Raw genomic sequence first — 25506 nt, forward strand, 5'->3', positions numbered from 1 at the left:
GCCGGCGGCGGCGGCCCGGTGAAGGCGGATGCGCGTTCATCGGCGTCGGCAGGCTCGGCGGCGCGGGGGCCGCGGCCGTCGGAGCGCGGTGGGGCCTCCTCGGGGCGTGCGGGTGTGCGGGGTCCGGCGACTGATGGCACCGGTCCGGTGGCCGTCGGCCCCGGTACCGGCCCGATGGAGGCGGATACGCGCCGGTCGGAGCACGGCGGTCCTCCTGCGGGGCGGGCCGGTGTGCAGCGTTCGACGACCGTCGGGGGACCTCGCCCGGAGGCGTCGGACGGGCAGCCCGTAGCGCCGGACACCGCCCCGGCCGGGCGGGCGCGACGCGGGGAGACTCCCGTGCCGCCGCCGGCTGTGGAGCGTGGCGGCCGTGGTCCGGCGGTGCAGCGGTCGGTCTCCGGCGGCCCGAGGCCCGTCGAGCCGGGTGTCCGGTCGGCGGAGCCGCGAGGTGCTGTGGTGCCTGTCGTGGTTCCCGCCGGGCGGGTGCGGCGCGGGGAGCGTCCAGCACCCCCGGTCGTCGTGGCCGATGCCGGCCCGGCGGCCGTGGGCGCCTCTCGTGTCGGGCGCGCTGCGAGCGTGCAGCGCTCGGTGTCCGCCGGCCCTGTTGTCGCGGGCCCTGCCCTCGCCCCCGGCCCCGGCCCGGTCGAGGCGGCCGTGCGACCGGCGTTCTCCGACGACGCGTCGGCGCCTGCCGCCGTCCCCACCGTCCCCGCCGGTCGCGGGGGGCGTCCTGCGTCCGCGCCCGCTGCCTCCTCCGGCGGCCGTGTTCCCAGCGTGCCGTTGGTACGACTCACCCCGCCGAGCGCCCCGGCGTCCCCGGCGGCTCCGGCGATGGTCCAGCGGCTGCCGGTCGCCGGGCCCGCCGGCCCCGCCGTGCCCGCGTCCGCGACGCCGCCGCTGCCGAGCGGTGGCGCCTGGGCGCCGGGCGTCGCGGGGGGCGGCTTCGGCGGACCGGGGGCAGGCGGGGAGTCGCCGTTGCGCACCGGGTCGTGGTCGTGGACCGCGCCGTCCCGAGCCGGCACGGGCCCGTCTTCAGGGCCGTCCGGGCCGGCGCGGCCTTCGACGGAGACGGCCCGGGTGCTGCAACGGGTGGCGGAGCAGGCGGGGTTGTCCGGGGTGCCGTTGACCGCCGTACCGGCCCGCACCCCGGTGACCGTCCAGACCGCCTCGTCCCCGCCGCCGACCGCGGCCCCGCCCCCGCAGCCGGGCGGCGGATCGTCGACCGGGTCCCCGTCGGGGGCCGACCTCGACGAACTGGCCCGGCGCCTGATCGAGCCCGTCGGACGGCTGCTGCGCGTGGAGTTGCGCAGGGGGAGGGAGCGCGCCGGGCGGCCGTACGACGGCCGTCGCTGAGCGCTCGGGGCGCGGCGGGCAGACGGGCAGTGGCAGGTGGCAGGTGGGCAGGGCGACGGAGGCAGGAATGACCGACAACATCTTCGCGACGAGCGTGTTCTTCAAGCTCACGATCGGCGGCAACGACCTGGGCGAGTTCACGACGTGCTCGGGGCTGGGTGCCGAGGTCGAGATCCACCAGTACGCCGAGGGCGGCAACAACGGCTTCTCCTGGCAGTTGCCGGGCCGGATCACCTGGTCGAACATCACGCTCACCCGCGCGGTCACCGCGGACACCGTCAAGATCGCCCGCTGGCTGGACGAGACCGTGCGGCGGGTCCAGCCCAAGAACGGTGAAATCGTGGCCCTGCGGCCCGACTTGAGTCCCATCGTCAGCTGGCAGGTGCTCGGCATCGTGCCCGTCCGCTGGCAGGGCCCGTCGTTCGACCCGGCGAACTCGCAGGCGGCGACGGAGTCCCTGGAGATCGCCCACGCCGGGCTGCGCCCGTCATCGTGACGGCGCGTCGCACCCGGCGCAGGCCACCCATCGGACGACGAACGGAAGGAGGTGCGGGATGTCAGAGGTCCCCGCGAGTGTCACCCGGGCCCAACTGGCCATCATGGAGCCGCCGGCGACGGTCGGCGCCCAGCCCGGCGGGGTGATCGCGCGGCTCCCGCTCCAGTTCAACCCGTCGAGTCTGGTGCTGCGGAAGTCCTCGGAGTGGCGCCGTACCCCGTCCCGGATGGCCGCCGAGTCCGCGCTGCCCGAGTTCGTCGGCAGCGGGCCCCGCTCGCTGTCCATGGAGGTGTTCCTCGATGCGACGGCGACCCATGACGACTCCGTGGAAAAGGCGGTGGAGCAGCTGATGACGGCCTGTGTGCCGACTCCGGCGAGCCTGGCGCGCAAGAAGCCGGCGAGCCCGTGGATACGGCTGGACTGGGGCACGTCGTCGACGACGTCGTTCAACGGGGTGCTGACCGGCCTTCAGGTCACCTACTCGCTCTTCGACGTCGACGGCAAGCCGCTGCGGGCCACCTGCTCGTTCACCATCGACGAGGCCAGTGTCGACACGCCGGGCCAGAACCCGACCTCCGGCTCGATGGAGGCGCGCAGCACCCACCGGGTGATCGCGGGCGACAGCCTGCCGCTGCTCGCCTGGCGCGAGTACGGCGACGCGACGGCGTGGCGCACCATCGCCGAGGCCAACGACATCGACGACCCGATGGTGCTCGTCCCCGGGGTGGAACTGATCGTGCCGGGGATCGACGAGCCCACCCGAGGAGGGCGGTCATGACCACTCCCGAGGCACGCGGCGGCCGCTCCTTCGCCGCGGATCCGATCGTCGAGGCGCCCGGCCCGTTGCCGCCGGTCTGGGCGGCCCAGCTGGTCTCCTGCGACATCGAGGAGAGCACGGGCCTGCCCGACACGGCCGTGCTGATGTTCCGCGACGCGGACCACACCTTCCTGTCCGCGACCGGGGTCACCATCGGCACCCGGCTGCGGGTCTCCGTGATGACGGTGCAGGGCAACGCGCAGGTGCGGCTGTTCACCGGCGAGGTGACGGCGCTGGAGCTGGACGTGGACACCACCGGCTCGTTCACCGTGGTGCGGGCGTCCGCCATCACCCACCGGCTGATGCGCGGGCGCCGGGTGAAGGCGTTCCGCAACATGTCGACGGCGGACATCGTCCGTCAGGTCGCCGCGGGCGCCGGGCTCGGCTGCGGCCGGGTCGACGCGTTCCCCGTCGTCCACGAGCAGCTGTCGCAGGCCAACGTCTCGGACTGGGAGTTCCTCCAGTACCTGGCGCAGGAGAGCGGCGCGCAGGTGCGGGCGGACGACGAGGGGCTGCTGGAGTTCGTCAAGCCCGAGCAGGCCTCCTCGGCCCCGGCCCCCTCGACGCCCGCTCCGCAGAACCCGATGGTCCTGGAGTACGGCCGCAACCTGCTGGAGCTGCGCGGTGTGCTGACGGGCGGCGGCGGGGCGGACACCGTCGAGGTGCGCGGCTGGAACGTCCTCACCAAGAAGGCCCTGGTCGCCACGGAGCCGTCGGTGGCCAGCGAGACGGTGCGGCCCGGGATGAGCCCGTCGACGGCGGCCGCCGCCTTCGCCGGGAAGGCGCGGATGACCGTCACCGACACCCCGTACCGCACGCAGGCGGAGACGGCGGCCGCGGCCGGGTCGGTCGCCGCCTCGGTGGCCGCCGGGTTCGGCGAGCTGGAGGCGGTCGTCGAGGGCAACCCGAAACTGCGGGCGGGTGTTCCGGTCGCCCTGGGCAACGTCGGCGCCGCCTTCTCGGGCCGCTACACGGCCACCGCGGTGCGCCACCTGCTGGAGCCCTACCGCGGCTACCGGACGACCGTCGTGGTCAGCGCGGCGCCGGACCGCTCCCTCGCGGGGCTCGTCGCCGGGGGCGGCGCGGTGCCGCGCGGGCCGCGGATGCCCGGTCTGGCCATCGCCGTGGTCACCGACGTCCGGGAGCCGGGGGGCGCGCAACGCGGCTGGGTGCGGCTGAAGTTCCCGTGGCTGGACGACACCTACGTCTCCGACTGGGTGCGCACCGTCCAGTGGGGCGGGCAGGGCGGCGGCGGCGTGTTCAGCCCCGAGGTGAACGACGAGGTGCTGGTCGGCTTCGAGCAGGGCAGCCTGGACAGCCCGTACGTGCTGGGCGGCCTCTACAACGGCGTCGACAAGCCCTCGCCGCACGAGGTGCCGCTGGTCGACCCGGCCGGCGGGAAGGTCAACCGCCGCTCGCTGGTCTCCCGTTCGGGCCACCGCCTGGAGCTGCTGGACGTGCCGGGCGGCCAGTCCGGCGTCCGGCTGGCCAGCGGGGACCGGAAGCTGGAGGTGCGGCTGGACGAGCAGCGCGGCGAGATCGTCCTGACCGTCTTCGGCGCGGCCGGTGCGGCGGCGGCGAGTTCGGTGCGGCTGTCCTCCACCGGCATCACCATCGACGCCGGCGCCGGGGCGGTGAACCTGCGCGGGGGATCGGTGAACGTCACCGGCCGCACCGAGGTCACCGTGGAGGGCGGAGCGCTGGCGGTGCTCAAGGCGGCCCTCGTGCGCATCAACTGAACCACCGTCGGCACGGCCCGGCCCTCCGGCCCCCTCGAACCACCCGATTGGAGAACGCAGATGCCCCCCGCAGCCCGGATGGGTGACACCACCAGCGACGGCGGTGCCATCACCACCCCGCCGCCAGGCGCCCTCGCGGCGGCGACCGTACTGATCGGCGGCCGCCCGGCCGCCGTCACCGGCAGCCTGCACGTGTGCGTGCCGCACGTGGAACTCGGGCCCGGCAACGTCGTCATGCCCAGCCCCAAGGCGGCGGCCGGGGGCCTGGTCCTGATCGGGGGGCTGCCCGCGGCGCGGGTGGGCGACCAGACGGCCTGCGGCGCGAAGATCGTCACCGGCGCGTTCAACGTGCTGATCGGGGGCGTCGCGTGAGCGGCTTCATCGGGCGAGGCTGGGCCTTCCCGCTGCGGGTGAACGCCACCGGCGGCATCGGCATGGTGGACCGGGACCGGGAGATCGAGGAGGCCATCCGGCTGATCCTCGGCACCGCCCCCGGGGAGCGGCCGATGCGCCCGGAGTTCGGCTGCGGCATCCACGAGTACGTGTTCGCGCCGAGCGACGGCGGTACGGCGGGCCGGATCGCGCGCGAGGTGCGCACCGCGCTGGAACGCTGGGAGCCGCGGATCGAGGTGGACGACGTCGTGATCGCCTTCGACACCGTCGACGACGGCACGCTCTACATCGACGTCCACTACACCGTGCGGTCCACCAACGACCGCCGCAACCTGGTCTTCCCCTTCTACACCATCCCGAGCTCGCCGGACGCCCCGGATGTCCAGGACGTCCCGGGTGCCCTGGGCGCCGTGACCGGGGGAGTGAGCTGATGGCGCTGCCCTCCCCGAACCTGGACGACCGCCGGTTCCAGCAACTCGTCGACGAGGCCAAGCGGTTCGTCCAGCAGCGGGCCCCGGAGTGGACCGACCACAACGTGTCCGACCCCGGGGTCACCCTGATCGAGACCTTCGCGTACATGGTGGACCAGCTGCTCTACCGGCTGAACCGGGTGCCGGAGAAGAACTACTCCGCCTTCCTCGACCTGCTGGGCGTCCGGCTCTTCCCGCCGGCCGCGGCGACCGCGGAGGTCGACTTCTGGCTGTCGGCCCCGCAGCCCGAGACGGTGCTGCTGCGGGCGGGCACCGAGGTGTCCACGCTGCGGACCGAGACCGAGGAGGCGGTGGTGTTCTCCACCGCCGAGGACCTGCCCGTCGTCCCCAGCTCCCTCGACCGGCTGGTCACCGTCTCCGCCGCGGGGGAGCAGACCGACGCCACGGCGCGGCTGGCCGACGGCGTGGACGTGCCGTGCTTCCAGCCGCGCCCCCAGGTCGGGGACGCCATGCTGTTCGCGCTGCCGGCCGTCGTGCCGCGCTGCATCCTCGTCGTCCGGCTGGACAGCCGGGTCGAGGGCGTCGGCGTCGACCCGCGCCAGCCCCCGCTGGCGTGGGAGGTGTGGGACGGCGCGCGGTGGATCGCCTGCGAGACCGGCTCCGACACCACCGGCGGCCTCAACCGGCCCGGCGAGGTGGTGGTGTTCGTGCCCGCCGGGCAGGTCGCCTCGGTGGTCGCGGGGCGCCGGGCGGGCTGGCTGCGCTGCCGGGTGTCCGCGCCGGAGCCGGGCCAGCCGTTCTACGCGGAGTCCCCGACGATCCGCCGGGCGGAGGTGTTCACCGTCGGCGGCACCGCGACCGTCGTGCACGCCCAGACCGTGACCGACGCGCCGCTCGGCACCTCGGAGGGCGTCGCGGGCCAGCGCTTCCGGCTCGCCAGGCCGCCCGTCCTGCTCGACGGCGGGCCCCCGGTGGTCGAGGTCGCGGCCGGCGACGGCTGGGAGCGGTGGACGGCCGTCGAGCACTTCGGTGACTCGGCGCCGACCGACCGGCACGTGGTGATCGACGCGACCACGGGCGAGTTCGCGTTCCCGCCCGCCGTCCGGGAACCCGACGGCGGCCTGCACGCCTTCGGCGCGGTGCCGCCCAAGGGCGCGCACCTGCGGGTACCGCGCTACCGCACGGGCGGCGGCACCGCCGGGAACGTCGCCCGGGCGACGATCACGGTGCTGCGCAGCTCCGTCCCGTACGTGGCCAGGGTCGACAACCGGGAAGCGGCCAGGGGCGGGGTCGACGGCGAGACGGTGGAGAACGCCAAGGTGCGCGCCCCCCACCTGCTGCGGCTCCAGGAACGGGCCGTCACGGCCGGGGACTTCGAGCTGATCGCCCGGCAGGCCGCCCCCTCGGCGGCCCGGGTGTGCTGCGCGCCGGCCGTCGCCGGGGAGGCGGGCGCGGTGCGGGTGCTGGTGGTCCCCGACGCGGTCGCGGACGAGGGCGACCGCCTGCGGTTCGAGCAGCTGATCCCCGGCGAGCAGGTGCTGTCGGCCATCGCGACGGCCCTGGACGAGCGGCGGCTCGTCGGCACCCGGCTCGTCGTCCAACCGCCCGACTACCAGGGGGTGACGGTGGTCGCCCGGCTCGCGACCCGCTCCCCGGACGGCGACCGGGTCCGGGAGGCGGCGCTCGCGGCCCTGTTCCGGCACCTCAACCCGCTGCGCGGCGGCGCCGACGGAAGGGGCTGGCCGTTCGGCCGGGCCGTGCAGTACGGGGAGGTGTTCGCGGTGCTCCAGCAGGTGGCCGGGGTCACGGCGGTCGAGGAACTGCGGCTCTTCCCGGCGGATCCGATCACCGGGCGCCGGGGCGCGCCCGCCGAACGGGTCGACGTCGCCCCGGACGCGCTGGTCTTCTCGCACCAGCACCAGGTCGTGGTCGCCGCTCTCCCGGCGGACGGTCCGCGATGAGCAGAGCGGCCGTCCCCGGGCTGCCCAGCCCGCATCCGATCGGCGAACTCCTGCCCGCGCTCTACGCCGAGGACGACTTCGCCCAGCGGTTCACCGCGGGCCTGGACACCGTCCTCGCCCCGGTCTTCGCCACCCTGGACAACCTGCCCGCCTACTTCCAACCGCGCCTGGCTCCGGCCGACTTCGTCGAGTGGCTGGCGGACTGGGTCGCCGTCGAGACCGACCCGGCCTGGCCGGAGGAGGTCCGCCGGGCCGTGGTCGGCCGCGCGGTCGAACTGCACCGGTGGCGGGGCACCCGGCGCGGGCTCCGGGAACGGCTGCGGCTGATCCTCGGCGTCGGCGCGCAGATCGTGGACGGCGGCGGCGTGGCCTGGTCCACCACCGCGGGCGCGGAGTTGCCGCCCGCGCCCTCCGGGGAACTGCTGGTGCGGGTCTGGCCCGAGCGCACCCCGGCGGTGGACGAGGAGCAGGTGCTGGCGGTCGTCCGGGCGTCCTGCCCGGTCCACCTCACCTGCCGGGTGGAGGTCCTGCCCGGCCCGCCTGGTCCATCCGGTCCGCCTGGTCCATCCGGTCCACTCGGTCCACTCGGTGCGGAAGAGAGCTGAGCAATGCGTACGTGTCCCGAGTGCGGAGTGGCCAACGAGGACGGGGACGACTTCTGCGGCAACTGCGGTGCCTACCTCGGCTGGTCGGGGACGGCTGCCGCCACCTCGGCGGCTCCCGCCTCCGGGGCTCCCGGCTCTGCCGCCGCCCCGCCCGCTGGCGCCAACCCGCCCGCTGCTCCGCCCGCCGGTGCGGCCCGCGAGGAACCGCCCGTGCGGCCGTCCGCGGTGCCCGCCGAACCGCCTGCCGCGCGGCCCGCCGAGCCGGCGAGGCCCTCCTCCGCCGCGCCCGCTGCTGCGCCCGCGCCCGCACCCACGCCCGTACCCGCACCCGCCGCCGAGGTGCCGCCGGTCCGCCCCGGCGCGGTGCCGCCGCAGCCCACGGCCGCCCGGCAGCCGGCGGCGGACCCGGTGGCGGTGCAGCCGGCCAAGCCCGTCGCGCCCCGCCCGACCGTCCGCCCGGCCGCGGCCGACGAGGCCCAGGTCGGCCCACCCTGCCCCCGGTGCGGCACGCCCAACCGGCCCGACCGGAAGTTCTGCCGGCGGTGCGCGGAGCCGCTGACCCCCACCGAACTCGTGGCGGCCCTGCCGTGGTGGCGCACCCGCTGGCCGTTCCGGCGCCGCGTGCGCATCGGCGGCTCCGGCAGCACCCTGCGCCGGATGATCGCGCTGCTCGTGCTGGCGGCGCTGGTGGTCGCGGGCGTGCTGTTCTACCCGGCGGGGCGGAACATCTACGAGGACGTGCTGGACAAGCTCCGCGACGCCTCGGCGATCTCCCCCACCGGGGCGGCGGCGAGCGCGGAGGTCGAGGGCCATCCCGCGAAACTGACCGTCGACGGGCTGAGCAACACCTACTGGGGGGCGCCGAACGTCGGGGACTCGATCAGCTTCCCCTTCGCCCGACCGTTCCGGCTGGTGGACGTGATCATCCACACCGGCTCCTCCACCGAGCCGCAGCAGTTCCAGCAGCAGGCACGGCCCACCGCCCTGGACCTCCGGATGACGACCTCGGACGGCAAGGTGCACGAGCAGAAGGTGACGCTGAACGACAAGCCGGGCCCGCAGACGGTGCTGACCGGCGTCAGCGACGTCGTGAAGGTGACGCTGGTCGTCCGCGCCGCCGCCGGGACGGGGCCCGGAATCCCCATCGCGCTGGCCGAGGTGGAGTTCTTCAAGCGCTGAGGGGCAGGCTGCGGGGGTGGGCCCGGGCGCCGGCGTGGGAGGCTACCCGGGTACCGTCGCAGCCCGCGCCCAGGAGCACCGCCATGCACCGACCCCCCGCCTTCCGTCTCGACGCCACCGCCTCCGGGCACCCGGCGGGGATCCTCGACGCCGCCGAGCGGGCCGAAAGCCGGGGCGTGGACCGCCTGGTGGTCGCCGAGACCGCGTACGACCCGTTCCTCCAGCTGGCCCGCGCCGCCGACCGGACCGAGCGGATCGAGCTGGCCACCGGCATCGCGGTGGCCTTCGCCCGCACCCCGATGACGCTGGCCTACCAGGCCTGGGGGCTGCACGCGGCCTCCGGCGGACGGGCCGTCATCGGGCTGGGCTCGCAGGTCAAGCCGCACATCGAGAAGCGCTTCGGGATGCCCTGGGACCGGCCGGCCGCGCGGATGCGCGAGTACGTGCACGCGGTGCGGGCGATCTGGCACAGCTGGCAGACCGGCGAACGGCTGCGCTTCCGGGGCGAGTTCTACACCCACACGATGATGACGCCGGTCTTCTCGCCCGACCCCGTCCCCGCCGGGGTGCCGAGGATCCTGCTGGCCGGCGTGGGGCCGCTGATGACCCGTACGGCCGGGGCGGTGGCCGACGGGTTCCTCAGCCACCCGTTCTCGTCGCCCGCCTACCTGGCCGAGCAGGTGCTGCCCGGTCTGACCGGGGCCCGGGCGCAGGCCGAGGCCGAGGGCGCCCCGTGGACGGCGCGTCCGTTCGAGGTCGCCGGCAGCGTGCTGACCGCCACCGGCCGGACGGAGGAGGAACTGGCGGCCAACCGGGCGGGGGTACGGGAGCGGCTGGCGTTCTACGCCTCCACCCCGGCCTACCGCCCGGTGCTGGCCCAGCACGGGTGGGAGGGGCTCCAGGAGGAACTGCACACCCACTCGGTGCGCGGCCGCTGGGCGGAGATGGCCGCGCTGATCGACGACGAGGTGTTCGACACGTTCGCGGTGTCCGGTCCGGTCGACGACGTCGCCCGCGAGCTGACCCGGCGGTACGTGGGCCTGGTCGACCGGCTGTCCGTCAGCCTGCCGGAGGAGGCGGACCCGGAGCTGGGCCTCGACGTCCTGGCGGCCGTCCGCGCCCTCGGCTGAGCTCCGTCGGACCCTCATCGACCCTCGCCGGACCTCCGCCCGGTCCCGCCGGACCCCTCGCCGTACCCGCGCCAGCCCCCGTAGCCCGACCGGAAACAGCCGCCGACCGAACGCGGTGGGCGGCTGATCGGGCAGGAGACGGCCAAGACCGGGCACATTCGGGCAACGGGTTCCCGGTGACGACGGCGGGCGGCAGGATCGCGCTGGCAGACCGTGACGGGCCGCCGACTTCACCCACCCCACGGTCTGTCATGTCTTGGCCACCGTCGACGACCGTGGGGGTGCCCGCTTGTCCGTGCCAGACGACCATCCTGCCATTGACTGCCTCGCCGAGTTCGGGGCGCCCGACGACCTCGCCGACTTCGACGAGTTCCTGCGCGTGTGCGCCGAACTGACCGGCTTCGACGAGCCCGAGCTGCGCGCCACCGGCATGGCGCACGAACACCACCGCACCACCCTGGCCCACCGGGTCCGCGACGACCACGCCCTGGTCCACCTCTGGTACGTCGGCGCCTGGCCGGGCGAGACCCCCAGCTCCGCCCGCGCCTACGACCAGGGCCTGGCCTGGCGGACCTTCCGCGCCGACCCGCCCGGCGCCGCCGCCCCCGGCCACGGCAGCTGGGCCGAGGCCCCCCGAGGGGTTGAGGAACGGTGACCGCCCGCTGGGACGTCGTCGTGGTCGGCGCAGGCTTCGCCGGAACGCTGGTCGCCCACCGCCTCGGCGCGCAGGGCCGGCGGGTCCTCGTCCTCGAAGCCGGCCGGGCCGCGCCCTCCGGGCCCGAGACCGCCGCCGCCTTCCGCGCGGCCGGCGGCGGCCCGCCCACCTCGCCCTACCCGCACGACCCCGACGCCCCGTCCCTCGACGTCACCGACCTCACCGGGCTCCCCGGCGGTGGCTTCACCGCCACCGGACACCTCCGGCAGGACGGCCCGCTGCCCTACGCCAGCGGTTACCTGCGTGCCAACGGCGGCACCGGACTGCTCTGGACCGGCCTCACCCCGCGCATGCACCCGGAGGACTTCCGCACCGGCGACCTCGGCCGCGGCCGCAACTGGCCGATCGGCTACCACGACCTGGAGCCGTACTACCGCGCAGCCGAACACGAACTCGGCGTCGCCGCCGACGCCGGGGAGCAGCGCCGCGCCGTCGGACTGCCGATCCCGGACGACTACGCCTTCCCCATGCGGGCCATCCCGGCCAGCCACCTCGACCGCCGGCTCGCCCACGCCCTCGACGGCCGGACCGTCCGCGACCCCGCCATGCCCGGCCCCGCCCGGCTCGCCGTCACCGGCACCCCGCACGCCCGCAACGGCCTGCCCACCCGGCCCGGCGACAGCTTCGGCCAGCCCTGCGCGGGCAGCGCCAGCTGCGTCCCGGTCTGCCCGACCGGTGCCAAGTACACGCCGCTGCGCACCCAGGCCCGCTGGGCGCCCTGCGTCGAACTGCGCACCGGGGCCGTGGTGGCCAGGGTGCTCGCCGACCCGGTGACCGGGCGCGCCACCGGGGTGGAGTACCTGGCCGGCGGCGCGGCCCACCGGGTGGACGCGGACCTGGTCGTCCTCGCCGCGCACGCCGTCGAGAACGCCAGGCTGCTGCTCCTGTCCGGCCTGGCCAACCGCAGCGACCAGGTGGGCCGCAACCTGATGGACCACCCGGCGCTGCTCACCTGGGGGCTCATGCCCGGCCAGGTCGGCCCCTACCGGGGGCCCGGCTCCACCAGCGGCCTGGAGGCCTTCCGCTTCGGCCCGGCCCGTGCCCGCCGGGCCCCGTTCCGGATCGAGATCGGAAACTGGGGCTGGTCCTGGGCCGGTGGCTCCCCCGAGGCGGAGACGGCCGCACTGCTGGCCGCCGGGCTGCGCGGCAAGGAGCTGCGGGCACGCCTCGGCGACCGGCTCGGCCGTCAGTTCTCGCTCCAGTTCGAACTGGAGCAGCCCGCCGACCCGGCCAACCGGGTCACCCTCGACCCGGACCGGCGCGATCCGCTCGGCCTCCCCGGCCCGGCCGTCCGCTACGACCTCGACGAGTACGTCCGCGCGGGCATGGTCTCGGCCCGGGCCGTCTCCGACCAGCTGTTCGCCCTGCTCGGCGCCGAGGACCACACCGCCTACCCGGCCGGTCCGCAGTGGCCGGGCCGCCTCGAACACCTGGGAACCGCCTACGGCTACCGGGGCGCGGGCCACGCCGGCGGCACCCACGTCATGGGCGACTCGCCCGCCACCTCCGTCGTCGACCACTGGCAGCGCTGCTGGGACCACCCCAACCTGTACGCCGTCGGGTGCGGCTCGATGCCCTCGCTCGGCACCTCCAACCCCTCGCTCACCATGGCCGCCCTGGCCCTGCGCAGCGCCGACCGGATCCACCAGGACCTGCTGGACCTTCACCGCCCGGTGTCCGTCGGCACCAGGCTGCCGACCCCCGGCCCGCCTCGCTCGCCCGTGCTCCCTTCGCCCGGCACCCCTTCGTGCGTCGCTCCTTCGCTTGCTACCCGTTCGCCCGCCACCCGTTCGCCCGCCTTTCCGGAGACACCATGACCGGCCTGCCGCTCCCGCCCGTACCGGAGCCGTACCACCTGCCCTTCCACTACGGCGCGCTGCACAACATCGGCGTCGACTACCTGGTCCAGCCCGAGCGGGCGCGCGAGCTGCTCGGCAAGCGCCACCCCGGCCTGACCGCCGCCGTGTTCGACGGCGGGGCCTGCGTGTCCCTCAACTACCAGCTGTACTTCGCCCAGTACCCGAACGGCGGTGGCATCACCGAGGAGCTGGAGATCAACCTGGTCGCCCACCCGATGTTCGCCGGGGACCGCCTGCCGGTCCTCAACTACGGCCAGTACGCCCGGGGTTACGACCAGACCAAGCTGCTCGGCATCGCCCGCCTGCACGTCCTGTGCGACAACCCGCTCGCCATCGACGCCGGGCGCCGCCTGTACGCCGAGCCCAAGCACCCCGGCTGGTTCGAGACCGCGCTGCCCTCGCTCAACGCCCCCGCCGTGCGTGAGCGCTGGTCCGTCTCCTGTCGCCGGGCCACCCTCGGGGCGGACGGGCTGCGCCGCCACGACGAGCAACTCCTCGCCCTCGACGTGAACCTGATCGGCCTCACCGCCGAATCCGTCAACAACACCCCGATCACCGGCTACGGCACCGACGACGAGGGCAAGCTGCTCGCCGGCCCGCTCAACGTCTACCACCCCTACCGCTACTACGCCCTGGACGACCGCACCGCCGACCGCGTCCGGCTCGACCTCGGCAACCCCGCGGAGGAGTCCGCCCGCGACCTCGCCCACCTGATCGCCGACGCCCCGGCCGCCGGGGTCTGGACCTACCAATCCCCGCCGGTCGCCGCCCACAACCGCGCCTACTACGTCCGGTGATGTGCCCGCCCGCCGAGGGCGGGTTACGGTCAGGGTCGACACCACCTGAGTGGGCGGGCAGCGGACCGTTGGCGCCGTTCTCGCGTGCACCCCTGACCGCTCCTCCGCAGCTGGGGGTGTGCTCGTGAGTGTCCACTGACAAGGGTAGCCTTACCCATTGCGCAGGTGATCGGCAGTGGGGAGGGACCCTTGTTGGAATTCCGGCTGCTCGGACCAGTGGAAGTCCGGTGCAACGGGCAGTTCGTCGAGATCGGGCCACCGAAACGCCGGACCTTGCTGGCGATGCTGCTCCTCGCCAACGACGCGCTGGTCACCAACGACCGCCTTACCGACGCCCTGTGGGGCGAGCAGCCGCCCAGACACGCCAAGACCGTGATCCAGGGGCACGTCTCCCAACTCCGCCGGCTGCTGCACCCCGTGGGCCCGGTCACCATCGCCACCGCCTGTGACGGCTACCTCCTCCAGGTACCGTCCGACCACATCGACGGCGAGCGGTTCCGCGCCGCCGTCGCCGAAGCGCGCACCGGCGACGGCGCACCGGCCGGGATCCCGGCGCTGCGCAAGGCCCTCGCGCTCTGGCGCGGCCCGGCGCTCGCCGGACTCTGCGGCACACCCCCGGTCGTCGCCGCGGCAGCGGAACTGGAGGAGGCGAGGCTCGGCGCGGTGGAGGAGCTCGGCCAGGCGCTGACCGCCGGCCGGCGCGCCGAAGAGGCCGTCGCGGTGCTGCGCGGCCCGGCGGACCGGCATCCGCTGCGCGAGTCCCTGGTGGCGTTCCTGCTCGACGCCCTGCTGTCGACGAACCGGCAGGCCGAGGCCATCGAGCTCTACCACCGGACGGCCCGACTGCTCGGTGACGAACTGGGCGTCGACCCTGGCCCCGCGATGGTCGAGGCCTACGACCGGATCCTCGGCCCGCCACGCGCCGCACGCCGACGGGAGGACACGCACCGGCCCGGGAACCCCCACGGACAGGAGGCCGCGGACCGGCAGGAGGCCGCCCGCCGCCAGGCGGACGCGCACCGCCGAGCTGACGCGCACCGTCAGGCCGACGCATACCGCGGCGCGGGCCAGCCGGGCGCGAACGACCTGCGGCGACCGCTCCTGCTGCCCCGCCGACCGGCCGGCTTCACCGGGCGCAAGCGCGAACTCGCCGCCCTCGACGCGGCCGTGCGGCACACCGCACACGACTCGCCCATCTGTCTGGTCACCGGGCCGGCCGGGATCGGAAAGAGCGCGCTGGTGGCCCACTGGGCCCAACAGGCCGCGGCGGACTTCCCGGACGGCGTGCTCTTCGCCCGGCTCGGCGGCTTCGTCGACACCGCCCCGATCGCCGACCCCGCCTTCGTCATCCGGGACTTCCTCGGCGCGCTCGGCATCCAGCCCGACGACATCCCGCAGAACACCGCCGCAGCCGAGGCGCTCTACCGCTCGCTGCTCCGGAACCGCCGCCTCCTGGTCATCCTCGACGACGCGCTGAGTTACGACCAGGTCCGCCCGCTGCTCCCCGGCGCCCACGGCTGCGCCACCGTCGTCACCAGCCGCAACCGGCTGGAGAGCCTGGTCGCCGGCGACTGCGCCCGCCCGCTGCTGCTGGACCGGCTCGGGCCGGGGGAGGGCGAGGCACTGTTCGCCCGCATCCTCGGCCCGGACCGGGTCGGAGCGGAGCCGGACGCGGCCGGGCGCCTGGTGCGGCTGTGCGACGGGCTGCCGCTGGCCCTGCGACTGGCGGCGGCCCGGCTGGCGGTGCGGCCCGAGCGCTCGCTCGGCGACGCGGTCGAGGAACTCCGCGACGGGCAGCGGCGGATCTCGTTCCTCGCGGTGGACGGCATCGACTTCGCCTCCGTCCTGCGCGTCAGCGTGGACCACCTCCCGCCCGACGCGGTCGCCGTCCTGCGGCTGCTGGCCCACCACTTCGGCCCCGACATCGACGTGGCGGCGGTCGCCGCGCTGGCGGACGACAGCCCGGCCGGCAGCCGCGCCGTGCTGGAACGCCTCGTCGCCGCCAACCTGGTGGAGGAACGGGGGCACGACCGCTACGCCCTGCACGGACTCATCCGGCTGTTCGCCCGCTCGCTCGGCCCCGCCCCCGGGGGCGACCGCCTCCTTCCGCTCCTCGACCACTACCTGTACGCCGCCCTGGCCGCCGCGAGCGCGGCGGTGGCGGGCAGCCAACCCTGCTGCCGGCTCCCGGAGGACTTCCGGACGCCGGTGTCGACGCCCGTCTTCGCCGACCGGGAGGAGGCCATGGCCTGGTACGCCAGGGAACGGCGCAACCTCGTCGCCGCCACCGCGGCGGCCGCCGCCGGCCGGCACCACCACCGGGCGTGGCGACTCGCCCTGCTGCTGTGGCCCCTGGTCGTCCAGCAGCCCGGAGCCGACTGGGAGGCTCCGCTCGGCCACGCCCTCGGCTCCGCCGTCGAACTGGCCGAGGCCGACGCGGAATCCCGCGTCAGGAGCCTGCTCGGCTGGGTCCTGGGGCAGAACGGCCGGTACGAGGAGGCCCTGCCGCACCTGCTGCGCGCACCCGACCTGGCCCGGCGCGCCGACGACACCGAGGGCGAGGCGATCGCCACCGCCAACCTGGCCCAGGCCCGGGAGGCACTCGGCGACACGAACCTGGCCGGCCTCGGCTACGAGCGGGCCGCGCAGCTCGCCCGCAGGGCCGGCAGCCCGCAGACCGAGATGCTCACGACCTACTACCTGGCCCGGTACCACCTGCTGAACGAGCGACCGGCGAAGGCGCTCACCCTCGCGCGGCACGCGCTCGACCTCGCCCCGGAGGACCAGGTCGTCGCGCGCCGCGCGATGCTCCTGGACATCTGCGGGAGGGCGCTGGCCACCCTGGACCGCAACGGCGAGGCGTGGCACCACTTCGACCGCGCGGGCCGCCTAGCGGAACAGGACGGCTTCACCGCCGACGCCGCCGACTACTACGCGCGCGCCGCCGCGGTACGGACCTGCGGGAACGGCTAGCGGCTGCCGGCCGCGGTGTCCGGCTGGACACCGCGGCCGGCAGCCGCCGTCCGGCCCCAGGCGCTGGCCCCAGACGTCGAGTCCAGACGTCGGGCCCAGGCACCTGCCCCAGGCGTCGGCTCACCCGGGAACGGGCGGCCCGCCCGGCCCCGTGAGCGCGCCCGGTACCCGATCGGCGGGCGGGGCCTGCCCGGCGGGTGTGGTGTCCGGCGCGCGGGCCCAACGGCCGGCGAGCACGGTGCCGGCCACCAGCTGGAGCTGGTGATACGCCATCAGCGGCAGGACCAGCAGCCCGGCCTGGGGCCCGAAGAGCACGGTGGCCATCGGCAGGCCGTTCGCCAGGCTCTTCTGCGAGCCGCACAGCACCGCCGCGATGGTGGCCGGCCGGTCGAGCCCCAGCAGCCGTGCGCCGAGCCCGGTGACCGCGAGCGCGGCGGCCAGCAGGGCGAGCAGCACCGCGAGCAGGCCGAGCAGGGCGCCCGGGGTGGCCAGGCCCCAGCTGCCCTGGGCCGTCGCCGCGCTGAACGCGGTGTAGACGACGAGCAGGATCGAGCCCCGATCCACCGGCGTCAGCACCCGTCTGTGCCGGGCGAGGAAGGCACCGATCCACGGCCGCAGCACCTGCCCGAGCAGGAACGGCGCGAGCAACTGGGCCCCGATCCGCAGCAGCCCCTCGGCCGACAGCGCCGTGTGCACGTCCAGGAGCCAGGCCGCCAGCAGCGGGGTCAGCAGCAGCCCGGCCAGACTGGAGTACGTCCCGGCGCAGATCGCCGCCGGGACGCTGCCCCCGGCGGTGCCGGTCAGCGCCACCGAGGACTGCACCGTCGACGGGAGCAGGCAGAGGAACAGCACCCCGGTCTGCAACTGCCCACTGAGCGGGACGGGCGTGAGTAGTGCGGTGGCCGCCCCGAGCAGCGGGAAGAGGCCGAAGGTGGCGGCGAGCACCAGCCCGTGCAGCCGCAGGTGGCGCAGCCCGGCCAGCGTCTCGCGGGCGGAGAGCCGGGCGCCGTAGAGGAAGAACAGCAGCGCCACCGCCAGGTTGCAGGCCACGGCCGCCACCCGCGCCGAGCCCCCGGTGGCCGGGAACAGGGCGGCCAGGCCGACCGCCCCGGCGAGCGCGACCAGGTACGGGTCGAACCGGCGCGGCCGCGGCCCGCGCCGCCGGCCCCGGCGGGCGGTGTCGTCGGTCATCGGCCACCCCCGATCGCCGCCCCGCCCGGGCCGGACCCGAGCAGGCCGCCCACCAGGGACCCGGCGCCGTCGTGGTCGCTGCCCGCCGAGCCGCTGCCGTTCTGGACGTTGGCCGTGCGGTCGATCTCCACCCAGGAATCGGCGTTGGAGTTGTCGACGAGCGTGATCAGCCCCCCGCCCGCCGCCGCGGGCGCCGCCGCGCCGGCGAGCAGGCCGCACGCCCCGGCCAGCCCCAGCGCGGTGGCCCGCAGGACGGCGGCCGCCGGGGGCGGGGCGGGACCGCGCAGCCCGGCCGTCACACCGTCACCCCCGTGAGCGGGCGTGAGCGCGCGATGTTCCGCTCCAGCAGTTCGGTGGACTCCCGCACGCCGATCTGCCGGCTCTCCCCGGCGCCGGCCGGCAGCCGCCCGTCGGCCACCTTCAGCCCGGCCAGCGCCTCGTCCATCGCCCGGTGGGCCGCGAACAGGCAGGGCGTGCTGTAGATCGCGACGTCCACCCCCAGCTCGGTCAGCTCGGAGAGCGACAACCGGGGGGACTTGCCGCCGGCGATCTGGTTGAACAGCAGCGGCTTGTCGCCGACGACCCGCCGGATCCGCCGGATCCAGTCCTCGCTGCGCACCCCGTCGACCAGCACCACGTCGGCGTCGGTGGCGGCGAGGGCTCGGGCGCGGCGCAGGATGTCCTCCTCCTCGGTGGCGTCGGTGCGGGCGACCACCAGGAGGTCCGTCCGGTTGGCGAGGACGAGGTCCAGCTTCTCCAGGTACTCCTCCAGCGGGAGGACCTGTTTGCCGTCGGCGTGGCCGCAGCGGCGCGGCCGTTTCTGGTCCTCCAGGATGACGCCGGACGCGCCGATGCGTTCGAGCCTGCGCACGACGTGGCAGGCGACCTCGGGATCGACGTAGCCGTCGTCGATGTCGACCAGGAGATGGTGCCGGGGGAAGGCGCCGCGCAGCCGTTCGACGAAGCCGACCATGTCCGGCCAGGCGATGAATCCGATGTCGGGCAGGCCGTAGTAGGAGGCGGCGAAGCCGAATCCGGAGACGAACATGCCGTTGTAGTGCTCGGCCGCGATGGAGGCCGAGTACATGTCGTAGACGCCGATGAGGGGCGTGGCTCCCGGGCTCGTGATCTCCTCGCGGAGCCGCTGCCCGTGGCCCGACGCCGTGGTTCCGTGGAACAAGGCCTTCTCCTCACTCGCGGTGGCTTTGCCTGAACTTGGTCTTCCCTAGACCCAACTGAGGCTCCATCACTATGCGACCTTTAACGTTCCGTGGGCAAATCTTTAAGGGAGATTCACTCATTCGAGTGAGGCGTTGAATTGAAGATATGTCAGACATATGAAAAGGGCGGTGGCGTGGAAGATCCACGCCACCGCCCTGGTCCGGTCGGGCCCGGCCGCCGGAGAATCCCGCGCCCCCGGCGATGGGCGCGTAGCCGTAGCCGTGGCCGTGGCGGGGGAGTTGCGGGCGCGCGTCGGCGCGCCGGAGCGTCAGGACGCCGGAACGGGGCGGACGGCGCGGCGTTCGCGCAGCGTCCGGAGCACCCGGCGGGTCGCCCGGGTGGCGACCGGCGGCAGCAGGTCCAGCGCCAGCCGGCGCGAGGTGGACTGCTGGACGGGGGCCTTGACCTGGTAGTTGAGCCGCAGCACCGGCTCCCCGGCGATGGTGTCGTCGTCCACCGTGTAGCCCTCGGCCCGCCAGTCGCGGGCGAGCAGGACCTGCCGGACGGCCGCGGCGTCGCCCCAGGTGCCGTAGAACTTCATCGGGGTGAGCAGCACCGGCCGCAGGCCGCCGGTGAAGACCGCCTCCCAGACCGCCGCCGACACGCCGGGGGTGTGTTCCGAGCGGTAGTCGTCCAGCGCCACGACGCCGTTCTCGGCGAGCGCCGCCCTGGTCACCGCGATGTCCCCGGCGACGTGCTCGTACAGGTGGGAGGCGTCGACGTGGACGAAGCGGCAGCTCCCGGTCGGGATCCGGCCGTCGGCCAGCACCGAGGTGGGCGCCTGCACGATCTCCGGCAACTCGCCGTGGAAGGCGAGGTAGTTGGCCTCGAAGGCGCTCCGGGTGAGGGTCTTGCGGTAGGACATCGCCATCTCGGCGGCGTTGTCCGCGTCGCCCGCCTCGGAGTCGAACAGGTCGCAGACGGTCAGCCGCTCGCCGGTCTGGAGGTGGTCGCCGAGCAGGACGGCGCTGCGGCCGAGGTAGCTGCCGAGTTCGAGGATGTCGCCGGTGGCGCCCGCCGTGGTCTGGGCCGCCAGCAGGTGGCCGAAGGCCGCCCGGTCGAGACGGAAGAACCAGCCGGGGATGTCGTCCCGGGTCAGTGGCGCGGGGCGGGTGGCTGCGGTCTCGGCGGTGGGCACGGCGGCCTCCAGGAGGGCGGGCGGGGCGCGGTGGCGGGTTCACGCCGCGGAGGGGACGCCGTGGACGTGAGGCCGATCATCATAGCGACGCGGAGGCCGACTGGGAGCCGGCTCGGAACGGCGCGATTTCGCGCGTTCGCGCTGCTGTGCGAAGGCGCGCGCCGGGTCGCGTCCCCGGCCTCGCGGGTCAGTGCGCCGGGCCGTCCAGCTCGGCGATGGTCTCCGCCAGCCAGGCCCGCTCGGCCGCCGTGGAGGCCCGGGCGACCAGCAGCATGCCGCGCCGGAAGGGGTTCGGCTCCAGCTCGGCGGTGACCGCGCGGCCCTCACCGTCGTAGGAGAAGCTGCTCGGCTCGTCCAGGAACGCCAGCCGGCGCCGGAGCACGGCCGCCTGCGCGGGCGGGTCGGCGAGGTGGTGGAGGAAGGCGGCGTGCGCGAAGAAGCGGATCTGGTCGGTGATCTCGGCCTGCTCCGGGTCGGCCAGCCGGCGCCGCAGTTCGGTCCGGCCCTCCTCGGTGAGCTCCAGCGTCTGGCGCGGTGCGGCCCCGCTGCCCGGTTCGGTGCGGCGGCGCAGCAGTCCGGCCTTCTCCAGTCTGGCGATGGCGGGGTAGAGCGCGCCGTCGCTGACCGGCCGGACGTGGCCGGTGAGGCCGGTGATCCGGGACTTGAGCTGGTAGCCGTGCAGCGGCTGGTCGTACAGGAAGCCGAGGATCGCGAGGGTCAGCACGGTCGAAGCCCTTTCGTCGGAGTGCGCCCTGTGGCGCGCCCCATGTTACCTCTTGTCGATGTGCCTCGATAAGATATATCTCTATTCGAGGCATGCCGCCGGCGGGCGGCGGAACGGGGGAGGAAGCATGCGCGGGCGTCCGTCGCGACGACTGGCCGCGCTGGCCGGACCGGTCTACGCCGAACTGCTGTCCGGCGTGATCGTCTCGGTGATCGGCACCTTCTGGGTGGCCGGCCTCGGCGGGGCGGTCGCCGCCGTCACCCTGCGGTTGGGGCCACGGCTGCCCGCACCCGCCGGGGAACCGGCGCGGCGGCGGGCCGGATCGTCCGCGCGGGAGCGCCGTTCGGCCTGGACTTCACCGCCCGGATGGCCGTCGGCACGGCCCAACTCGCCACTCGCCCTGGTCGAGGGCTTCGGCGTCGCGGCGGTGGCCGGGTACGGCATCGGCTACCGGGCCTTGCTGGTCGTCACCATGGCGTTCTACGCACTCCGGCAGGCCGCCGCGATCGAGGCCGCCCGCCTCTGCGGCGCGGGCCGCGCCACCGCGCCGGGCGCGCTGCACCGCGCCACCGGACGCCTCGCCGTGCTTCTCGGCGCCGTCGCGGCGGTGCCGTCCGCGACGCTCGCCGTCCCGCTGGCCGCACTGTTCACCGACGGCCCGGCGGCGGCCGGGCAGTCCGTCGGCTTCGTGCGGATGGCGGCGCTCCACCTGCTCCCGTACGCGCTGGTGGTCGCCCTCGGCGGGGTGCACCAGGCGGCGGGCGCCGGCTGGCCGCTGGTGCTCTCCGTGCTGCTCGGCCCGGGCGCCCAACTCGCCACCTCCGCCGCCCTGTCGGGGCCGCTCGGGGTGACCGGGATGTGGGCGGGGCCGGCCGTGGGCGCGGCCGTGCAGCTCGGCCTGCTGCTGCTCCTGGCCCGGCGCGGGCCCGGCGGACCGCGCCGTTGGCGGACCAGGGCGACCGGCCCCGAAGCCGGTCGGATGATCGACTCCGGTCGCCCGGCTGTGCCACAGTGGAAGCCATGGGACCGACACTCGACGGGCGGCCGCTGCCGTCCCCGCACGCAGACGAACGCGCCATGCTGGAAGGCTGGTTGGAGTTCCATCGGGTGACTCTTGTGCAGAAGGTCGCCGGACTCGACGACCAGCAGGTCCGGCTGGCGGCCGTCCCGCCGTCGACGATGACGCTGCTGGGCCTGGTCCAGCACCTCGCCGAGGTCGAACGCACCTGGTACCAGCGGGTGCTGGCCGGCCGGGAAGCGCCGCCGCTGTACGGCGCGGACGGCGAGGGCGGCTACGCGCTCACCCCGGACCGGGGGATGCCCGAGGCGTTGGCCGACTGGCGGGCGGAGGTCGAGCAGGGCCGCGAACTGGCCGCCGCGGCGGCGCTGGAGGACACCGGACGCCTCTCCGAGCGGGCGGCGGCCGTGTTCGGCTCGGAGACGGTCTCGCTGCGCTGGATCCTGGTGCACCTGATCGAGGAGTACGCCCGCCACAACGGCCACGCGGACCTGCTCCGGGAGAGCATCGACGGCCTCACCGGCGTGTGACGGCTCCCCGGGGGAGGGCCTCGGGAGCCGGGCCGAGGTGGGCGTCCAGGGCGGCGCGCAGCAGCGGTTCGACGTCCTCGCCGCCGGTGATGAGCCGCAGGCTGCCCCAGGCGCGCAGTTGGGCCAGGCCGTGCAGGTTCGCCCACAGCGCGGCGGCCGCCGGTCCGGGATCGGTGGCGTCCGGGCGGGCCTCGCCGACCAGGCGGGCGACGGTGTGGAACATCGGCAGGGTGGTGTGCCGCAGCTCGGCTCCGCTGCCCTCCAGCAGGTCGTGACGGAACATCAGCTCGAACATGCCGGGGTTGGCCGCCGCGAAGCCGAGGTAGGCGCGGGCGAGCGCGTCGAGCCGGGTGCGGGGGGCCGCGCCGGTGGTGGCGGCCATCGCGTCGGCGCCGGCCAGGGTGTCGGTGAGCTTGCCGAACCCGTGCCGCGCGATGGCGGCGAGCAGTTCGCGGTGGGTGGGGAAGTGGCGGCGGGGGGCTCCGTGCGAGACCCCCGCCTGCCGGGCGATCTCGCGCAGACCGAGGGCGTGGACGCCCTCCCTGGTCACCAGTTCGACGCCGGCGGTCACCAGGCGTGCGCGCAGGTCCTTGTCCTGATCGGTCATGGGCCTTGTCTACCAGGCTGCCGTAGACAGTGTCTACTCTCGTCGGTGCGGGCGCTCCGGGCAGAATTCGGAGGCATGGACGAAGGCGGAGAGGCGGCCTGCCGGCTGGACCGGGTGTGCCCGGAGTGCGGGCGCCTGCGCGAGCGGCCAGGGCCGCAACCGTGCGAGAACTGCGGGGCCGGGAGCGCGGACGGCACTGGCGGCACGGGCGGCGAGGCAGGAGCCCGGCAGCCCGCAGCCGAGGCCGCGCCGGAGCGGGACGGCTGACCGCAGGTCCAGGACGGATCGGCCTCGGCCCGGAACGGCTGAACGCTGACCCGCAACGCCTGAACCCCGGCTCGGAACAGCTGAACGACGGCCCGGAACGGCCGGGCCCCGGTGCGGCCGGGCTGGCCTGACCGGGGCCGCAGGCGTACGGCGGGGTTCGGTCTACTGCTGCGGCGGCTGGTCGCGGAACTGGTTCTTCGCCTGCTCCTGGGCGGAGTCCACCTGGCTGCTGTACTTGCCCTGGGTGCGCTCGTCGACGGCGTCCCCCGCCTTGTCGACGGCCCTGTCGGCCTGGTCCTCGTGGCCCTTCAGCAGGCCCTTGAGCTTATCCAACATGGACATCTGGTCACGCTCCTGGAAGAGACGGCCCCACCCCTCCAGGATCACCGCCTCCGCCGCCGTCCGCATCCCGCGGCCGCGCGGCGGCCTTGGCAACGTGATGCCGGTCATGTCAAATCGGGAGTTCACGGACCGCCGGAAGGAGTCGCCTTGAAGCCCCGAGCCCGCCGCCCGATCTCCCTGCCCCTCCGCCCGACCAGCCCGCTCGACCAGTCCACCCCGATACCGCACCAGCAGCGCCGGGACCAGCGCCCGCGCACTGCCACCGTCCGGAGCGCGGGCGCCGTACTGACCGTCGCCGCCCTGGCCGCCCCGCTGCTGCTGGCCGGGGCCGGTGGCGCGGCCGCCGACCCGGACCCGGTGCGCAGAGGCGAGAGGCTCGCCGCGCGCCTGGTCGAGGCCGCCGACGCCGAGAGCGCCCACGACACCCTGGCCGCGCTCCAGCGGATCGCCGACCGCAACGGCGGTACCCGGGTGGCCGGTTCGAAGGGGCACGACGAGTCCGCGCGCTACGTCTACGAGCAGGCCCGCCGGGCCGGGCTGAAGGTGTCCCGGCAGGAGTTCGAGTACACCTTCTTCGAGGCCCGCTCGGAGCGGCTGCAGGTGCTGTCCCCGCAGGCCGAGAGCATCCCGCTGACCGCCATGACGTACTCGCTCGGCGGTCCGGACGCGGGCCTGACCGCCGACCTGGCGGTCGCCCCGGTCAGCGCCACGACCGGCTGCGCGCCCACCGACTACCCGGCCGGCGCGTTCACCGGCCGGATCGCGCTGATCCAGCGCGGCGGCTGCGGCTTCGCCGTCAAGCAGGCCGCGGCCGCGACGGCCGGCGCGGTGGGCGCGATCATCTACAACAACACCGACGGCGACCTCAACGGCACCCTCGGGGACCCCGCGGCCGGCAGGATCCCCGTCGGCGGGATCACCCGGGCCGCCGGGGAGGCGCTGGCCGCGAAGGCCGCCGCCGGCCAGGTCCGGCTGAACCTCGACATCCGCACCGTCATGGAGCCGCGCAAGACCTGGAACGTCATCGCCGAGACCAGGGGCGGCGACCCGGCCGACACCGTGATGGTCGGGGCGCACCTGGACTCCGTCGCGGCCGGGCCCGGCATCAACGACAACGGCTCCGGTGCGGCGGGCATCCTGGAGGTCGCGCGCAACCTGACCGTCCACCCGGTGAAGAACAAGGTCAGGTTCGCCTGGTGGTCCGCCGAGGAGTTCGGCCTCAAGGGCTCGGAGGCCTACGTGAAGTCGCTCTCCGAGGCGGACCGGAAGAAGATCAGGCTCTACCTCAACTTCGACATGATCGCCTCTCCCAACTACGCGCAGTTCGTCTACGACGGCTCGGGCAGCACCGGCGGCGGCGCCGGCCCCGAGGGCTCGGCGCAGATCGAGCGGGACCTCACCGGCTACCTGGACGGCCGGGGCCTGCCGCACGAGCCGACCGCCTTCGACGGCCGCTCCGACTACGGCCCGTTCATCGACGCGGGCATCCCGGCCGGCGGCACCGACACCGGCGCCGAGGTGGTCAAGTCGTCGGCGCAGGAGGACCGTTACGGCGGCACGGCGGGCGTGGCCTTCGACGCCTGCTACCACAAGGCCTGCGACGGCTTGAAGAACATCGACATGGACGCCTTCGACGTCAACATCGACGTGATCGCCCATGCCGTCGGCACCTACGCCTGGGACCTCTCCTCGCTGAACCGGCCCGTGCCGCCGCAGCGCCCCACCGGCCAGGCGGGCGGCGGCGGTATGAGCGGGGGCCACGCCCACGAGGTGACGGCCTGACGCCCGGGTGGGCCCGCTGCCGTCCTCGGGCGGCGGGCCCACCCGTCCCACCCGCCGGCTCCGCCGCGCTCGTCCGCCATTCGGCCCCTCCTCCCGCTCGCACCTCCGAGCCCCGGCCCGGGCCCCGCCCCGGACCTCCCCCGGGCCCCGCCCCTGCCCGGCGAGGTTGCGAGCACCGTAGCCGAGGACACTGACAATCCGGCCCCGGGCCGGGTACGGTGCCGCGCGGAGCGCATCC

Annotated in this window: 25 protein-coding genes; 18 read left to right on the plus strand and 7 right to left on the minus strand. The window is 75.1% G+C overall.

The window, feature by feature from the left end:
• The first annotated feature begins 1077 nt into the window (after positions 1-1077).
• The 14 genes from ACIOGZ_RS25890 (at position 1078) to ACIOGZ_RS25955 (ending at position 16448) form a co-directional block, all read left to right on the plus strand.
• Positions 1078-1353: a hypothetical protein gene (locus ACIOGZ_RS25890; protein WP_363585556.1), complete on the plus strand. Its 276-nt coding sequence runs from the start codon at positions 1078-1080 to the stop codon at positions 1351-1353.
• A gap of 67 nt (positions 1354-1420) precedes the next feature.
• Positions 1421-1849: a phage tail protein gene (locus tag ACIOGZ_RS25895; RefSeq protein ID WP_363373130.1), complete on the plus strand. Its 429-nt coding sequence runs from the start codon at positions 1421-1423 to the stop codon at positions 1847-1849.
• A 58-nt stretch (positions 1850-1907) separates the two neighbouring features.
• Positions 1908-2627 (plus strand): peptidase M23, encoded by a 720-nt coding sequence (locus ACIOGZ_RS25900; protein WP_363585555.1) that lies wholly within the window; start codon positions 1908-1910, stop codon positions 2625-2627.
• Complete coding sequence (locus tag ACIOGZ_RS25905) at positions 2624-4405, plus strand: VgrG-related protein (RefSeq protein ID WP_400810212.1); 1782 nt, start codon at positions 2624-2626, stop codon at positions 4403-4405. The genes ACIOGZ_RS25900 and ACIOGZ_RS25905 overlap by 4 nt, the downstream gene beginning before the upstream one ends.
• Positions 4406-4465: 60 nt before the next feature.
• On the plus strand, positions 4466-4777 hold the full coding sequence (locus ACIOGZ_RS25910) for a PAAR domain-containing protein (protein ID WP_363585553.1): 312 nt from the start codon (positions 4466-4468) through the stop codon (positions 4775-4777).
• Entirely contained in the window at positions 4774-5229 is a 456-nt protein-coding gene (locus tag ACIOGZ_RS25915) for a GPW/gp25 family protein (protein ID WP_350881814.1), read from the plus strand. The genes ACIOGZ_RS25910 and ACIOGZ_RS25915 overlap by 4 nt, the downstream gene beginning before the upstream one ends.
• A complete protein-coding gene (locus ACIOGZ_RS25920; RefSeq protein WP_400987505.1) occupies positions 5229-7190 on the plus strand; it encodes a putative baseplate assembly protein in 1962 nt (653 codons plus the stop codon). Before ACIOGZ_RS25915 ends, ACIOGZ_RS25920 begins: the two co-directional genes overlap by 1 nt.
• Complete coding sequence (locus ACIOGZ_RS25925) at positions 7187-7795, plus strand: phage tail protein (RefSeq protein ID WP_363585551.1); 609 nt, start codon at positions 7187-7189, stop codon at positions 7793-7795. The genes ACIOGZ_RS25920 and ACIOGZ_RS25925 overlap by 4 nt, the downstream gene beginning before the upstream one ends.
• Positions 7796-7798: 3 nt before the next feature.
• Complete coding sequence (locus ACIOGZ_RS25930; protein WP_400987508.1) at positions 7799-8974, plus strand: NADase-type glycan-binding domain-containing protein; 1176 nt, start codon at positions 7799-7801, stop codon at positions 8972-8974.
• A gap of 83 nt (positions 8975-9057) precedes the next feature.
• On the plus strand, positions 9058-10104 hold the full coding sequence (locus tag ACIOGZ_RS25935; protein WP_400987510.1) for a TIGR03617 family F420-dependent LLM class oxidoreductase: 1047 nt from the start codon (positions 9058-9060) through the stop codon (positions 10102-10104).
• 289 nt (positions 10105-10393) lie between these two features.
• Entirely contained in the window at positions 10394-10759 is a 366-nt protein-coding gene (locus tag ACIOGZ_RS25940; protein ID WP_363629719.1) for a hypothetical protein, read from the plus strand.
• A complete protein-coding gene (locus ACIOGZ_RS25945) occupies positions 10756-12636 on the plus strand; it encodes a GMC family oxidoreductase (RefSeq protein WP_400987512.1) in 1881 nt (626 codons plus the stop codon). Before ACIOGZ_RS25940 ends, ACIOGZ_RS25945 begins: the two co-directional genes overlap by 4 nt.
• Positions 12633-13475 (plus strand): hypothetical protein, encoded by an 843-nt coding sequence (locus ACIOGZ_RS25950; RefSeq protein ID WP_363629721.1) that lies wholly within the window; start codon positions 12633-12635, stop codon positions 13473-13475. Before ACIOGZ_RS25945 ends, ACIOGZ_RS25950 begins: the two co-directional genes overlap by 4 nt.
• 216 nt (positions 13476-13691) lie before the next feature.
• On the plus strand, positions 13692-16448 hold the full coding sequence (locus ACIOGZ_RS25955) for a BTAD domain-containing putative transcriptional regulator (protein WP_400987566.1): 2757 nt from the start codon (positions 13692-13694) through the stop codon (positions 16446-16448).
• Between the two features lie 120 nt (positions 16449-16568).
• Here the strand turns inward: ACIOGZ_RS25955 and ACIOGZ_RS25960 are convergent, their stop codons facing one another.
• The 5 genes from ACIOGZ_RS25960 to ACIOGZ_RS25980 all read right to left on the minus strand — a co-directional run bounded on the left by ACIOGZ_RS25960 (position 16569) and on the right by ACIOGZ_RS25980 (position 20722).
• Positions 16569-17639: a bile acid:sodium symporter family protein gene (locus ACIOGZ_RS25960; protein ID WP_363586229.1), complete on the minus strand. Its 1071-nt coding sequence runs from the start codon at positions 17637-17639 to the stop codon at positions 16569-16571.
• The gene (locus tag ACIOGZ_RS25965; protein ID WP_363586230.1) at positions 17636-17938 is read right to left on the minus strand and encodes a hypothetical protein; all 303 of its coding nucleotides are present in this window, start codon (positions 17936-17938) and stop codon (positions 17636-17638) included. Before ACIOGZ_RS25965 ends, ACIOGZ_RS25960 begins: the two co-directional genes overlap by 4 nt.
• Positions 17935-18819 carry an isocitrate lyase/PEP mutase family protein gene (locus ACIOGZ_RS25970; RefSeq protein ID WP_363621761.1) on the minus strand — a complete coding sequence of 295 codons (885 nt, stop codon included), beginning with the start codon at positions 18817-18819 and terminating at the stop codon, positions 17935-17937. The genes ACIOGZ_RS25965 and ACIOGZ_RS25970 overlap by 4 nt, the downstream gene beginning before the upstream one ends.
• A gap of 309 nt (positions 18820-19128) precedes the next feature.
• Complete coding sequence (locus ACIOGZ_RS25975) at positions 19129-19998, minus strand: class I SAM-dependent methyltransferase (protein ID WP_400987515.1); 870 nt, start codon at positions 19996-19998, stop codon at positions 19129-19131.
• Positions 19999-20185: 187 nt separating this feature from the next.
• Entirely contained in the window at positions 20186-20722 is a 537-nt protein-coding gene (locus ACIOGZ_RS25980; RefSeq protein WP_363586233.1) for a PadR family transcriptional regulator, read from the minus strand.
• A gap of 127 nt (positions 20723-20849) precedes the next feature.
• Here ACIOGZ_RS25980 and ACIOGZ_RS25985 point away from each other — a divergent pair, with 127 nt between their 5' ends.
• Positions 20850-21833 carry an MATE family efflux transporter gene (locus tag ACIOGZ_RS25985; protein ID WP_400987518.1) on the plus strand — a complete coding sequence of 328 codons (984 nt, stop codon included), beginning with the start codon at positions 20850-20852 and terminating at the stop codon, positions 21831-21833.
• Positions 21743-22270, plus strand: a complete 528-nt coding sequence (locus ACIOGZ_RS25990; protein ID WP_363586285.1) for a DinB family protein — start codon at positions 21743-21745, stop codon at positions 22268-22270. The genes ACIOGZ_RS25985 and ACIOGZ_RS25990 overlap by 91 nt, the downstream gene beginning before the upstream one ends.
• Here the strand turns inward: ACIOGZ_RS25990 and ACIOGZ_RS25995 are convergent.
• Positions 22257-22877 (minus strand): TetR/AcrR family transcriptional regulator, encoded by a 621-nt coding sequence (locus ACIOGZ_RS25995; protein ID WP_400810228.1) that lies wholly within the window; start codon positions 22875-22877, stop codon positions 22257-22259. The two genes, ACIOGZ_RS25990 and ACIOGZ_RS25995, sit on opposite strands and share 14 nt — an antisense overlap.
• A 75-nt stretch (positions 22878-22952) precedes the next feature.
• On the opposite strand from ACIOGZ_RS25995, the gene ACIOGZ_RS26000 reads away from it, so the two are divergent.
• Positions 22953-23144: a hypothetical protein gene (locus tag ACIOGZ_RS26000; RefSeq protein ID WP_400810230.1), complete on the plus strand. Its 192-nt coding sequence runs from the start codon at positions 22953-22955 to the stop codon at positions 23142-23144.
• A gap of 162 nt (positions 23145-23306) precedes the next feature.
• On the opposite strand, the gene ACIOGZ_RS26005 is transcribed toward ACIOGZ_RS26000, so the two are convergent.
• Positions 23307-23486, minus strand: a complete 180-nt coding sequence (locus tag ACIOGZ_RS26005) for an antitoxin (protein WP_363586236.1) — start codon at positions 23484-23486, stop codon at positions 23307-23309.
• A gap of 285 nt (positions 23487-23771) precedes the next feature.
• Between ACIOGZ_RS26005 and ACIOGZ_RS26010 the strand changes: the two genes are divergently transcribed.
• Positions 23772-25268: a M28 family peptidase gene (locus ACIOGZ_RS26010; protein ID WP_400987568.1), complete on the plus strand. Its 1497-nt coding sequence runs from the start codon at positions 23772-23774 to the stop codon at positions 25266-25268.
• Positions 25269-25506 lie beyond the last annotated feature (238 nt).

Origin of the sequence: Kitasatospora sp. NPDC088160 (genome assembly GCF_044741445.1) — a bacterium.
Taxonomy (GTDB): Bacteria; Actinomycetota; Actinomycetes; order Streptomycetales; family Streptomycetaceae; genus Kitasatospora.

What these genes read in the sequence shown, in the direction of transcription:
- ACIOGZ_RS25935 (WP_400987510.1), top strand. Translation starts at nt 9,058, where the DNA reads ATGCACCGACCCCCCGCCTTCCGTCTCGACGCCACCGCCTCCGGGCAC.
- ACIOGZ_RS25985 (WP_400987518.1), top strand. Translation starts at nt 20,850, where the DNA reads ATGCGCGGGCGTCCGTCGCGACGACTGGCCGCGCTGGCCGGACCGGTC.
- ACIOGZ_RS26000 (WP_400810230.1), top strand. Translation starts at nt 22,953, where the DNA reads ATGGACGAAGGCGGAGAGGCGGCCTGCCGGCTGGACCGGGTGTGCCCG.
- ACIOGZ_RS25900 (WP_363585555.1), top strand. Translation starts at nt 1,908, where the DNA reads ATGTCAGAGGTCCCCGCGAGTGTCACCCGGGCCCAACTGGCCATCATG.
- ACIOGZ_RS25990 (WP_363586285.1), top strand. Translation starts at nt 21,743, where the DNA reads ATGGGACCGACACTCGACGGGCGGCCGCTGCCGTCCCCGCACGCAGAC.
- ACIOGZ_RS25925 (WP_363585551.1), top strand. Translation starts at nt 7,187, where the DNA reads ATGAGCAGAGCGGCCGTCCCCGGGCTGCCCAGCCCGCATCCGATCGGC.
- ACIOGZ_RS25920 (WP_400987505.1), top strand. Translation starts at nt 5,229, where the DNA reads ATGGCGCTGCCCTCCCCGAACCTGGACGACCGCCGGTTCCAGCAACTC.
- ACIOGZ_RS25905 (WP_400810212.1), top strand. Translation starts at nt 2,624, where the DNA reads ATGACCACTCCCGAGGCACGCGGCGGCCGCTCCTTCGCCGCGGATCCG.
- ACIOGZ_RS25950 (WP_363629721.1), top strand. Translation starts at nt 12,633, where the DNA reads ATGACCGGCCTGCCGCTCCCGCCCGTACCGGAGCCGTACCACCTGCCC.
- ACIOGZ_RS25960 (WP_363586229.1), bottom strand. Translation starts at nt 17,639, where the DNA reads ATGACCGACGACACCGCCCGCCGGGGCCGGCGGCGCGGGCCGCGGCCG.
- ACIOGZ_RS25995 (WP_400810228.1), bottom strand. Translation starts at nt 22,877, where the DNA reads ATGACCGATCAGGACAAGGACCTGCGCGCACGCCTGGTGACCGCCGGC.
- ACIOGZ_RS25895 (WP_363373130.1), top strand. Translation starts at nt 1,421, where the DNA reads ATGACCGACAACATCTTCGCGACGAGCGTGTTCTTCAAGCTCACGATC.
- ACIOGZ_RS25910 (WP_363585553.1), top strand. Translation starts at nt 4,466, where the DNA reads ATGCCCCCCGCAGCCCGGATGGGTGACACCACCAGCGACGGCGGTGCC.
- ACIOGZ_RS25930 (WP_400987508.1), top strand. Translation starts at nt 7,799, where the DNA reads ATGCGTACGTGTCCCGAGTGCGGAGTGGCCAACGAGGACGGGGACGAC.
- ACIOGZ_RS26005 (WP_363586236.1), bottom strand. Translation starts at nt 23,486, where the DNA reads ATGTCCATGTTGGATAAGCTCAAGGGCCTGCTGAAGGGCCACGAGGAC.